The organism is Nocardia carnea NBRC 14403 (assembly GCF_000308515.1).
Lineage (GTDB): Bacteria > Actinomycetota > Actinomycetes > Mycobacteriales > Mycobacteriaceae > Nocardia > Nocardia carnea.
The window spans coordinates 1-12,957 of sequence record NZ_BAFV01000063.1 but is presented as its reverse complement, the minus strand read 5'-3'; the positions used below and the strand labels follow the sequence as shown (position 1 = coordinate 12,957).

Here is a 12,957-nt window from a genome sequence, read left to right as displayed (position 1 = left end):
ACCCATTCAGAGCGCGTAGCGTGCGGGAAGTGAGTTCTCTCGAGCACGCCTCGGTCGGTGGCCGTCCAGCAGCCGGAATATCCGGTGCCGACGCGGCGACGACAGCCGAGATCGACACCCTTTTCCGGCAGCTGGAATCGGCATTGGAGGCCAAGGACGCAGCGGCGTTCGATCGGGTGTTCACCGAAGACGTCGTCTTCATCACGCCGGCGGGGGCGATCTTCCGGGGGTGGGATGAACTGCACGCTTACCATCGCGCTCGTCTCGGTGACAGCCCTGATGCGCGAGCTCGTTTCGAGCTGCTGGCCCTCCGTCTGTTGACACCTGACCACGCAATCGTCAACGTCGAGCAAACCCTGCACACCGCAGAGTTCTCACTCGCCAACCGAGGCACCTGGGTCCTGCTTCGGCGCGACCGGACCTGGTGGGTCTGCTCGGTGCACAACACCAATATCGCGGGCTCGATCCAGAGCTGAACGAACGACCGGCCGGCCGACCAGGTGTCGGCGCCTGTGTCCGACGGCGGTAGTAGTTCCTCGTGATGCCGGTTGTCAGAGCCGGACGGTTGTCGTGGTGTCGCGGGCCGCATCGGCTCGGTCGATATCGGTCAGGTCGAAACCCTTGGTTTCGCGCGCCACCAGCACCGCGACCGCGGTCACGGCAGCAGCCGCTGCCAGGTAGATGGCGATCGGGACAGGGGAGTCGAAAGTGTCCAGGAGTTTGACCGCGATCACCGGGGCCAGTGAGCCCGCGACGATCGAGGTGACCTGGTAGCCGAGGGATACGCCGGAATAGCGCATCCGGGTCGGGAACATTTCCGCCATGATCGCCGGTTGGGGGGCGTACATGAAGCCGTGGGCGATGAGGCCGAGGACGATTGCCGCGGTGATGATCCAGCCGTTGCCGGTGTCCATCATCGGGAAGGCGATGAAGCCCCACAGGCCGGCGCCGATCGTGCCCGCCAGGTAGACCGGACGCCGGCCGATCCGGTCGGTGAGTGCGCCGATCAGCGGGATCACCGCGAAATGCACGGCGTGGGCAGCGAGCAGCCACCACAGGATGTCGTCGGTCGCCATATCGTGCTGGACCTTCAGGTAGGTGATGGTGAAGGTGACGACCAGGTAGTACATGATGTTTTCGCCGAAGCGCAGGCCCATCGCGGTGAGCACGCCGCGGGGATACCGCTTCAGAACCTCGATCGCGCTGAAGGACGAGGTCTTTACCTGTTCGGCTTGCTTCTGCGCCGCGGTGAAGATCGGTGCATCGGTCACCTTGGTGCGGATGTAATAGCCGATCAGAACCACCACCGCGGACAACCAGAACGCGATACGCCAACCCCAGGACAGGAAATCGTCCTCGGACAGGACGGTGGTGAGTACCAGCAGAACGACGGTGGCCAGCAGATTGCCGCCGGGGACACCGGATTGCGGCCAGCTGGCCCAGAACCCGCGACTCTTGTCCGGGCTGTGCTCGGCCACCAGCAGGACGGCGCCGCCCCATTCCCCGCCGACCGCGAAACCCTGCAGGAAGCGCAGGATGACCAGGAGGGCGGGCGCCAGGTAGCCGATCTGGCCGTAGGTGGGCAGGCAGCCCATCAAGAAGGTGGCTGCACCCACGAGGATCAGGCTGAACTGCAGGAGCCGCTTGCGGCCGTATTTATCGCCGAAATGCCCGAAGACGATGCCCCCGAGCGGGCGGGCCGCAAACCCGACCGCATAAGTGAGGAACGCTTTCAGGATCGCATCGAGTTCGCTGTCGGATTCCGGGAAGAAGATCTTGCTGAACACCAGCGTCGCCGCGGTGCCATAGAGGAAGAACTCGTACCACTCCACCACGGTTCCGGCCATGGATGCGGCGACCACCCGCCGCAACCCGCCTCGCTCCGGTGGTGAGTTCCCGTCGGCCTGTTTCGCACCGTCCACCACGCTCATCGCCCACTCCTCACGCGCTGCGGCCCCGACCCGGAGGGCCATTCGGAGTATCACCCGGATGCAGACGCCGCATCGGCAATTCGGCGCGGTTTGTTCGTACGGAGTCCGGTCAGCGGGAACGGTTGTCCGCGGCGACCACCGGTCTGCCTGCGGGATCCCGGCCCGCTTGTCCACTGCGAACAAGTACGGAGATTGTCGCGCTCAGACCCTCCCGGCGCCGGCACCGGCGCGGATGGTGTCGATACGCAGCGGTTCGGCTTCCGCCGTATTCGGGGCCGGGCCCGGCTGTACCGGTACAGCCGGGCGAGAACCTGCGCCGGTTCGGAGCTTGGCCGATCCGGGTCCGTCATCCGCACCGGTTACCGGGCGAGTTGGAGGGCCAGGGTCGCGGCGACCGGAAGCAAGTACAGCAGCGGGAAGACCGAGGTCTTGTACGAGCGTGCGCGTAAGGCCGTTGCGGTGGCCCCGAGGAAGTAGAGGATCAGGCCGGCGGCGGCAGCGATGCCGAGCGCGGGCAGCGCGAAACCGGCGATCAGCCCGAGTGCCCCGGCAGTTTTGGCCGCGGCCAGCCAGTTCCACCACGACCGCGGCACACCGTATTGCTCGAGTGGTTCGACGACGAATTGCTGTTTCGAGAAAAGTGAGTAGCCCGAGAACCCGACCCATAGAGCGGTCAGTATTCCGACTGTGTAGTAAGCGACGTCCATCTCGCACCAACTCTCTGCGGCCGGCGTATCCCGGCGGGTATCCGGTCGACGACGCGGGCCACCCGGGTGTGACATGGTCATGGCGGCTCGCCGCGCCGCGAGATATGTCCGGGCAGCGCTCGCGGCGCCCTAGGCTGATCCGTATGGCCTCGCTTTCCGATCCCAAGGTGCGCGAATTCCTCAGCTACGGAACCCGTACCGCCAAAGTGGCGTTCACCGCCGGTGACGGGCGTCCGGTGGTGACCCCGGTCTGGTTCCTGCTCGACGGGGACGAAATCGTGTTCAACACCGGAAAGAACACCGCGAAGGGAAAGGCGTTGCAGCGCGACCCGCGGGTCGCGCTGGTGGTGGATCTCGAGGAGCCGCCCTATGCGGCGGTGCAGATCCAGGGCACGGTCACCTTGTCCGAGGACCCGGCCGAACTGCTGCGGACGGCGACCGCGATCGGTGGCCGTTATATGGGTACGGCCCGCGCCGACGAGTTCGGCCGCCGCAACGGTGTACCCGGTGAACTCCTGGTGCGGGTACAGCCGGCAAAGGTCATCGCCTTCTTCGACGCCGTCGGCTGAGCCGGGCGTCGTCCGCCCGAGGCCGTCGCCGGTGATCATGGCGCAGCCCCTGATCGCGGCGGTGCGCCGGAGATCCCGGACGTGCGCCGCGCGGATGCGGTGAACCGTTTCGGCGGTGCCCCGGCCGCCACCATACGTACTCCGTCCGTGTCGTCTGCCGGATAGGGCCGTTCGCCTTTTCGGGGATCTCTCGGGACGTGGCGGCCGGATCCGGCGCCGGACCGGACGCGGCGTCGAAAGAGTCCTGGCCGGGGGCCCGGATGTCGGGCGTGCGTGGGCGGGGGCTCGGGGGAAGAGGGCGCCGGACCTATGCTCGTCCCATGACCGTGCACTTCATCGGGGCGGGGCCCGGCGCCGCCGATCTGCTGACCGTGCGTGCGGTGGAGCTGCTGCGGCGGTGCCCGGTATGCCTGTACCCGGGGACCTACCTGGACCCCGAGGTGATCGCGCACTGTGCCCCGGGGACCGAGCTGATCGATACCCAGCGGCTGGACCTCGACGAGATCACCGGACATCTGGTGCGGGCGACCGCGGCCGGGCGGGATGTGGCCCGGCTGTGCTCCGGCGATACCTCTCTTTATTCCGCCCTCACCGAGCAGACGCGCCGGCTCGACGCCGCGGGTGTGCCGTGGGATATCACCCCGGGAGTGCCCGCGTATGCGGCCGCGGCCGCGTTGCTGGGTACGGAGTTGACGGTTCCCGAGGTCGTGCAGTCGGTGGTGCTGACCCGGATGCAGGCCCGTTCGACGGCGATGCCGGATTCCGAGGCGCTGTCCGGTTTCGCCCGGACCGGTGCCACGCTGGCCCTGCATCTGGCTGTCACCCGTACCCGGGAGCTGGCGGTGGAGCTGGCCGAGTACTACGGGGCCGGCTGTCCGGTCGCGGTGGTGTACCGGGCCAGCCAGCCGGAGCAGATGGTCCTGCGCGGCACCCTGGCCGATATCGCCGATCAGGTCGAGACGGCCGGGCTGCGACAGGCGGCGGTGATCTTGGTCGGCCGGGCGCTGGCCCCGGGTGCGGCCTGTGTGCAATCCCACCTTTACGACCCGGCACGTGACCGTGCCCACCTCACCGGATAGGCCCGGACGAGACCGGGACGAGAGCCCACTGCGGGACCTGCCCGGACACCCCGGCAGCCACCGCGCGGGCCCCGGCCTGCACCTGCGTAACGCGGTTGGTGTGGCGCCGGTACGACGGTAGATTGGATCGGTGGTCAGGAGTCGGCGCGCGGGTGCGGGTACACGGTGTCCCACGGCACCGGAGGTGCCCGGTGGTACCCGGCGTCCGATGTAACGTCCTCGGCCCGATAAACGGATACTTCCGATGGACATTTCTGCCTGATCGAACAAGAAGTGGACCTGGAACAGCGGACATCGCGCTACGGGCGGTGCGCGTCGCGACCAGGTGGTGACGGGAAGCGCACGCGTGCGTTCCGGAAGCGAGGTTACGGTTGGACCGGCTGGACAACGGCGGGAACGGTACGAACAGTGGTTCGGCAACCGCCGACGGGGATCTGTTCCCCCTGTCGCCTGCACAGCTGGGTATCTGGTACGCGCAGCATGTCGACCCACAGGTGCCGGTCAATATCGCCCAGTACGTCGAATTGCGCGGTGAGCTCGATGTCGACACCCTGACCCGGGCCAGTTTGGACGCCTCCCACGAACTGGGTTCGGGCCTGCTGCGCATCGTCGAACGCGACGGGGAACCGCTGCAGTTCGTCGATCACAGCCTCGAGGACGAGGTCCGCTATGTGGACCTGCGTACCGCAGGCGATCCGGTCGCCGCCGCCCGGGATTGGATGCGCGACGAGTACGGCCGCCCGCTGGATCTGACCACCGACCGCCTGATCCGTGCCGCAGCCCTGCATCTGGGCGAAGATCACTGGTACTGGTATGTGCGCGCACACCACATCGTGATCGACGGCTACGGCGCCATGAACATGATGAACCGGATCGCCGAGCTGTACACGGCCTACCGGGCGGGTGTGGAACCCGCGCCGTCCAAGGCCGCGCAGCTGCGCACCCTGTACGACCAGGAGCTCACCTACCGCGAGAGCAACCGCTTCCGCACGGACAAGGAGTACTGGGCCGAACGGGTCGCGGGGCTCGAGGAGGGCACCAGCCTGGCCGGGCGTTCGGCTGCCCCGGCCGCCCGCAACGGTGTGGTCCAGGGGCCGCTCACCGACGACCAGAACGCCGCGCTCGACGACGCGGTGCGCCGCTACGAATCCTCGCCCGCCCAGGAGCTGATCGCCGCGTTCGCGGCCTACCTCGCGCAATGGAACAGCGCCGAGGACGTCATTCTCAGCCTGCCGGTCACCGCGCGCACCACCGCGCTCATGCGCCGCTCCGGCGGCGTCTCGTCGAATATCGTCCCGCTGCGGCTGCACGTCGGCGCCGAGACCACGATCGCCGATCTGCGCCGCCAGGTACAGCTCGAGGTATCCGGGGCGTTGCGGCATCAGCGCTACCGGCACGAGGACATCCGCCGCGATTCCGCCGGCGGTGGCGTGGTGACCACGGAATTCTTCGGGCCGTGGGTCAACATCATGCTGTTCCAGGACGAATTGCGCCTCGGTGACAGCGTCGGCAGCCTGCATGTGCTGTCCACCGGCAGTATCGAGGATCTGGGCGTCAACTTCTATCAGTCGATCGGCGGCACCCGCAGCCATATCGACTTCGAAACCAACCCCAACCTCTACACCGAGGAAGAGGCCGGCCGGCATCACACCCGGTTCCTCGAATTTTTCGAAGGATTCCTGGCCGCCGAGGCCGACGAACCGGTGTGGCAGCTCGCGATCACCACCGCCGCCGAACGCACCGCGACCGTGGAGACCTGGAACGATGCGGCGCACGAGGTACCGGACACCACGCTGCCCGCGCTGCTGGATGCCCAGATCACGCGTACCCCGGACAACCTCGCGGTCGACTTCGAGGGGACAGGTCTGACCTACGCCGAATTCGGCGCGCGGGTCAACCGGCTGGCCCGGTATCTGATCGCCGACGGTGTGGGCCCGGAATCGCTGGTCGCCCTCGGGATGCGCCGATCGGTCGAACTGGTCGTGGCGATGCACGCAGTCCTGCGTGCCGGCGGCGCCTATGTCCCGATCGACCCTGACCATCCGGCCGAGCGCACGGCCTACATCCTGGAGAGCGCGGCGCCGGTCTGCGTGCTGACGGTTACCGCGGATCAGCCGGACCTGCCCGAATCGGTGCGGTCCCGGACCGTCGACACCCTGGATACCGCCGGGTTCTCCGACGAGCCGATCACCGATGCCGACAGGCTCTCCCCGCTGCGCCCGGACAACACCGCATACGTCATCTACACATCGGGTTCCACCGGCCGCCCCAAGGGTGTGGCGGTGAGCCATCACGCCATCGTCAACCAGCAGCTGTGGATGCTGGACACCTACGGTTTCACCGCGGACGACGTCTACCTGCAGAAGACCGCCACCACCTTCGACGTCTCGCTGTGGGGTTATTTCCTGCCGCTGATGTCGGGCGCCACCCTGATCGTCGCAACTCCGGACGGCCACCGCGATCCGGCCTACGTCGCCGAAACCATTGCCCGGCACGGGGTGACCATCACCGATTTCGTCCCGTCCATGCTGACGGTGTTCGCCTCCTACGCCGACCCCGAGCAGATCGCTTGGCTGCGCGCGGTGTTCGTGATCGGCGAGGCGCTGCCACCGGAAACGGTCGCGGCGATGAAGGCGATCTCCGGTGCCGGCCTGCACAACCTGTACGGACCCACCGAGGCCGCGGTGTCGGTGACCTACTGGGAGGCCACCACCGCCGATACCGTCTCGGTGCCGATCGGTGTGCCGGAGTGGAATGTCGGGGTCCAGGTGCTCGACGCCCGCCTGCGGCCGGCGGCCGTCGGCGCACCGGGTGAGCTGTATCTGTCGGGCCGGCAGCTGGCCCGCGGCTATCTGGGCCGCCCGGATCTGAGTGCCGACCGTTTCGTCGCCGACCCGCTGGGTGCACCGGGAGACCGGATGTACCGCACCGGCGACCTGGTGCGCTGGCGTGCCGACGGGGTGCTCGAATACCTCGGCCGGACCGACTTCCAGGTGAAGTTCCGCGGTCAGCGCATCGAACTGGGCGAGATCGAAACCGATCTGCTCGCCCATCCGGCGGTGAGTCAGGCCGTGGTGCTGGTGGTCGATACCGCCACCGGCCAGCAGTTGGCCGCCTATGTCGTACCCGCACCCGGGCATACCGTCGAACCGGTCGAACTCGGCCGGTTCCTCGGCGAGAAGCTGCCGTCCTATATGGTCCCGGCCGCGATCCTGGTGCTGGACGCGCTTCCGCTCAACACCAGCGGAAAATTGGATCGCAAGGCGCTACCCGAACCGGTGTTCAGCGCCGATGTGGCCGGTTTCCGCGCCCCGCGCACGCAGGCCGAACATGTCGTGGCCGGGATCTTCGCCGATATCCTGGGCCAGCAGGTGGTCGGTGTCGACGACAGCTTCTTCGATCTCGGCGGTAACTCGCTGGTCGCGACCCAGGTCGTCGCGCGGATCAGCGCCGCGTTCGGGGTCCGCATCGGGGTGCGGGCGCTGTTCGAAACCCCCACCGTGGCCGCTCTGGCGGGCCGTATCGAGATCGCCACCGCGGGCGAATCCCGTGAGTCCCGGCCTCCGCTGGTGGCCCGGTCGCTGCCCGATCGGGTGCCGCTGTCGCCGGCGCAGCAGCGGATGTGGTTCATCAACCAGTTCGACCCCGCCGCGCCCACCTACAACCTGCCGTTCGTGATCCGGCTGCGCGGTCATGCCGATGTCGCGGCGCTCACCGCCGCTCTCGACGATGTGATCGAACGCCAGCAGTCGCTGCGGACCATTTTCCCGGAATCCGGGGACGGCGGTTATCAGCTGGTCCTGCCGATGGACGATATCGACCTGGGGCTCCGGGTGGAGCGGATCGATGCCGACCGGCTGCCCGACGCGCTGGCCGAATTCGCTGCCACCGGTTTCGACGTGACCCGGGAACTGCCCATCCGGGTACGGGTCTACGAGGTGGCCGGCGCCCGGTCCAACGGCACCCCGGAGCATGCGGTCGCCATTGTGGTGCACCATATTTCGGCCGACGGGTTCTCCTTCGGCCCGCTGTCCCGCGATGTCGCCGCGGCCTATGTGGCGCGCGCGACCGGCGTGGAGCCGTCCTGGGCGCCGCTGCCGGTGCAGTACCGGGATTACAGCGTCTGGCAGCGGGAACTGCTGGGGCGCGAGGACGATCCGGAATCCATGGCGGCCCGGCAGATCGCCTTCTGGCGGGAAACGCTGGCGGGGCTGCCCGATCAGCTGGATCTGCCGATCGATCGGCCGCGCCCGGCGGTGCAGGGTTTCCGTGGTGCGCAGCACCATTTCGCCATCGATGCCGAACTGCACGAACGCCTCTCGGATCTGGCCCGCGGCAACGGCTCGACGTTGTTCATGGTGCTGCACGCCGCGCTGGCGGTACTGCTGTCGCGGCTCTCCGGAACCGGTGATATCGCCGTCGGTACGCCGGTGGCCGGCCGCGGCGAGCAGGCGCTCGACGATCTGATCGGTATGTTCGTCAACACCCTGGTGTTGCGTTCGGACGTGGACGGCACCCGTCCGTTCACCGAATTCCTCGACAGCACCCGCGAAGCCGATCTCGCCGCCTTCGCGCATGCCGATGTCCCGTTCGAGCGGCTGGTCGAGGTGCTGAACCCGGCCCGCTCGCAGGCCCGGCAGCCGCTGGTGCAGGTGATGCTGTCGTTCCAGGAGATCTCGCACGCCGATCTGGAGATCCCCGGGCTGTCGATCAGCGCCGCGGAAATCGAACTCGCGATCGCCAAATTCGACCTCGTCTGGACCATCACCGAAAAACGCGGCAGCCGTGGTGAACCGGCAGGTATGGACCTGGTCCTCTCCTACGCCACCGACCTGTTCGACGAGTCCACGGTCCGCTCGTTCGTCACCCGCTGGCAGCGCTTGCTCGACGTGATCGTCGACGATCCGCACACCCGGGTCGGCGCCATCGAACTACTGCATCCCGCCGAGCGTGCCGAACTCACCGCCTGCGCCGGTGGACCGGCCGAACAGCCGGATACCCTGGCCGGTCTGCTGGCGGCCGCGGCGGTCACCAATCCCGACGGTATCGCGGTCGTCGCCGATGACGAGTCCTATACCTACGCCGAGCTGGATTCCGCCTCGAACCAGCTGGCACGGGTGCTCATCGAGCGCGGGGCCGGGCCGGAGGTCTCGGTCGCGTTGGCGCTGGGCCGCTCGTGGCGGTATCAGCTGGCGCTGTGGGCGATCGTCAAATCCGGTGCGGTGCTGGTCCCGGTGGACCCGGCCTACCCGGCCGACCGCATCATCCACATGGTCACCGATTCGGGCGCCGCCTTCGGGCTCACCGAGGATTACGAGCTGCCGGAACTGCCGGAACTGTCCGGCGGCTGGATCAGTCTCGACGATCCCGAACTCGCCGCGGAGGTCATGGCGAGTTCGGCCGATGCGATCACCGATGCCGATCGGCGGGCGCCGCTGCGCACCGCGAATACGGCGTACATGATCTACACCTCCGGTTCGACCGGTCTGCCGAAGGGGGTCGCGGTCACCCACCTCGGCCTGCGTAACTTCGCGGCCGAGCAGGTGCAGCGGTTCGGGCTGGATACGTCCACCCGCGCGCTGGCCTTCGCCTCCCCGTCGTTCGACGCCTCGGTGCTGGAACTGCTCCTGGCCGTCGGTGCGGCCGGAACCATGGTCATCGTGCCGCAGATGATGTTCGGCGGCGCGGAACTGGCCGATCTCATCGAGACGACCGGGGTGACGCACGCCTTCCTCACCCCGTCGGTGCTGGCCTCCCTGGATCTCGATGCGATGGACGATGTGCGCGTCGTCATCACCGGTGGTGAAGCGATTCCGGCGGATCTCGCGGGCCGCTGGGCGGCCACCACGGGGCGCCGGCTGTTCAACGCCTACGGTCCGACCGAGGCCACCATCGCCACCAATATCAGCGGCCCGCTGCAGCCCGGCGAACCGGTCACCATCGGTGGCCCGGTACGGGGCATGCGGGCGCTGGTGCTGGACGGCGGGCTGGACCCGGTGCCGGAGGGGGTTATCGGCGAACTGTATCTCGGGGGTGTCCAGCTGGCCCGCGGCTATCACGCCCGGTCCGCGCTGACCGCCGGCCGGTTCGTCGCGGACCCGTTCGGCAGCGACGGGGAGCGCCTGTACCGGACCGGTGACGTCGTACGCTGGCGGCGCGACGGCTCCGGCGCGCTGACCGTCGAATACGTGGGCCGCAACGACTTCCAGGTGAAGGTCCGCGGGTTCCGTATCGAACTCGGCGAGATCGATGCCGCGCTGACCTCACACCCTGCCGTCGATTTCGCCGTCACCATCGGCCACGAGAATGTCTCCGGCGCGATGACACTGGTGTCGTATGTCGTTGCCGCGCCGGGTGAGTCGATCGATGTGCCCGCGGTGACGGCGCATATCCAGGATCGGCTGCCCGCGTACATGGTGCCGTCCTCGATCATGGTGCTGGACGAGATCCCGCTGACCCCGGCCGGGAAGCTGGATCGCAAGGCGCTTCCGGTGCCGCAGTTCCAGACCCAGGCGTTCCGCACGCCCGTCACGCCCATCGAGGAGATCGTCGCGGACGTTTTCGCCGAGGTCCTCGGCGTCGACCGGGTCGGTCTCGACGACGATTTCTTCGAACTCGGCGGTAATTCACTGATCGCGACCCAGGTCGCGGCGCGGCTCGGCGCCGCCCTGGACACCCGGGTACCGGTGCGCACCCTGTTCGAAGCGTCCACCGTGATGGCGCTCGCGGCGCGGATCGAATCCCATGTCGGTGAAGGTGCGCGGCAGGCGCTGGTCGCCCGCAGTCGCGACGGCGATATCCCGCTGTCGCTGGCCCAGCAGCGGATGTGGTTCCTCAACCGCTACGACACCGAATCGGCGGTCAACAATATCCCGGTCGCCATCCGGATGTCCGGTGAACTCGATGTGGCGGCACTGCAGGTCGCGATCATCGATGTGATCGACCGGCACGAATCCCTGCGCACCGTGTTCCCCGAAACCGGGCAGACACCGGTTCAGGTGATTCTGGATGCGGCGCAGGTGGTTCCGGACCTGACCCCGTTCCGGATCCGCGAGGACAAATTGATCGATCACCTGATCGATCTGGCGACGATGGCGTTCGACGTCACCGGTGAAGTGCCTTTGCATGCGCGGCTTTTCGAAATCAGCGATTCCGAATACGTGCTCGGTATGGTGGTGCACCATATCTCCGCCGACGGCTGGTCGATGGGCCCGCTGGCGCGGGATGTGATGGTCGCCTACGCGGCCCGTATCAGCTGGGAATCGCCGGCCTGGGTGAATCTTCCGGTGCAGTACGCGGATTACGCGCTCTGGCAGCGGGAAGTGCTGGGCTCGGAGGACGATCCGCAATCGCTGATCTCCGATCAGATCCGGTACTGGAAACAGGAACTGGCCGGACTGCCGGACGAACTGGCCCTGCCCGCCGACCGTCCGAGGCCCGCGGTGTCGTCGTATGCGGGCGGCACCCATTCCTTCGTGATCGAGCCGGAGATGCGGCGCCGGATCGCCGATCTCGGCCGCCGGCACAACGCTTCACCGTTCATGGTGGTGCACAGTGTGCTGGCCGCGTTGCTGGCCCGGCTGACCGGCGAATCCGATATCGCCGTCGGTACTCCCGTCGCCGGCCGTGGTGAGGCCGCGCTGGAGAACCTGGTCGGCATGTTCGTCAACACGCTGGTCCTGCGGACTCAGGTCCAGGGCGGGATGAGTTTCGCCGAACTGCTCGCCACGGTCCGTAATGCGGACCTGCAGGCGTTCGCGCATGCCGATGTGCCGTTCGAACGGTTGGTGGAGGTCCTCAACCCCACCCGCTCCCAGGCCCGGCACCCGTTCTTCCAGGTGGCGCTGTCGTTCGAGAACCTGCCGGACCGCACCTTCGAACTGCCGGAACTGCGGGTCGCCCCGGTCGATTTCGAGATCGGGCTGGAGAAGTTCGACCTTTCGCTCAATTTCCGTGGCATGGGCGAGGATACGAACTCCCCGATGCAGGGTGAACTGTCGTTCTCCCGCGACCTCTTCGACCCCGAGACCGCCGCATCGTTCGCCGATCGGTTCATGCGGTTGCTGGACGCGGTGGTGACGACCCCGGGTGTCCCGGTGGGCGATCTGGAGATCCTGGCGCCGGTCGAACGCATGGAGGTGCTGGCCGACTGGAACTCGACCGAGCATGTGCTGCCCGAGCAGCTGCTGCTGAACGGGTTCGAGCAGATGGCAGCGGCGCACCCGGATCGGGTGGCGGTGTCGTTCGAGGGGACAAGTCTGTCCTACGGCGAGTTCTCGGCTCGGGTGAACCGTTTGGCGCGGCATTTGGTCGCGCAGGGTGTGGGTCCGGAGTCGTTGGTCGGGTTGCTGGTTTCCCGGTCGGTGGACCTGGTTGTGGGTATGTATGCGGTGGTGGCGGCCGGTGGTGCGTATGTGCCGTTGGATCCGTCGCATCCGGCGGAGCGGATCGGTTACATTCTCGATACCGCGGAACCGGTGTGCCTGCTGTCCACCACGGCCGACGTACAGGCGGTGACCGGGGGCTCCGATAGCGGTGTGGCCGACAGCGGCACGCCGGTGGAGATCGCAGGTGTGCCGGTGCTGGCGTTGGACACTCTCGATACCAGTGGTTTCGATGCCGCGCCGCTGACCGATGCCGATCGGCTCGCGCCGGTTCGGTCGTCGAATAC

Annotated in this window: 6 protein-coding genes; 4 read left to right on the top strand and 2 right to left on the bottom strand. The window is 67.5% G+C overall.

Translation table 11 applies throughout. From position 1 onward, the window contains the following. Nucleotides 1-29: 29 nt before the first annotated feature. Entirely contained in the window at nucleotides 30-476 is a 447-nt protein-coding gene (locus tag ON22_RS22615; RefSeq protein WP_157170428.1) for a YybH family protein, read from the top strand. 75 nt (nucleotides 477-551) lie between these two features. On the opposite strand, the gene ON22_RS22610 is transcribed toward ON22_RS22615, so the two are convergent. Together ON22_RS22610 and ON22_RS22605 are read right to left on the bottom strand one after the other, a co-directional pair. Next, a complete protein-coding gene (locus tag ON22_RS22610; protein ID WP_033247020.1) occupies nucleotides 552-1,931 on the bottom strand; it encodes an MFS transporter in 1,380 nt (459 codons plus the stop codon). Nucleotides 1,932-2,290: 359 nt separating this feature from the next. After that, nucleotides 2,291-2,638, bottom strand: a complete 348-nt coding sequence (locus tag ON22_RS22605; protein ID WP_033246912.1) for a DoxX family protein — start codon at nucleotides 2,636-2,638, stop codon at nucleotides 2,291-2,293. A gap of 143 nt (nucleotides 2,639-2,781) precedes the next feature. On the opposite strand from ON22_RS22605, the gene ON22_RS22600 reads away from it, so the two are divergent. The 3 genes from ON22_RS22600 to ON22_RS22590 all read left to right on the top strand — a co-directional run. Further along, nucleotides 2,782-3,207 (top strand): PPOX class F420-dependent oxidoreductase, encoded by a 426-nt coding sequence (locus ON22_RS22600; RefSeq protein WP_033246911.1) that lies wholly within the window; start codon nucleotides 2,782-2,784, stop codon nucleotides 3,205-3,207. A gap of 320 nt (nucleotides 3,208-3,527) precedes the next feature. Next, nucleotides 3,528-4,286, top strand: coding sequence for a precorrin-4 C(11)-methyltransferase (gene cobM, locus ON22_RS22595; RefSeq protein ID WP_033246910.1), 759 nt, complete (start codon nucleotides 3,528-3,530; stop codon nucleotides 4,284-4,286). Nucleotides 4,287-4,657: 371 nt separating this feature from the next. After that, nucleotides 4,658-12,957: non-ribosomal peptide synthetase (locus ON22_RS22590; RefSeq protein WP_043740515.1), on the top strand; the 8,300-nt coding region annotated here is incomplete at its 3' end.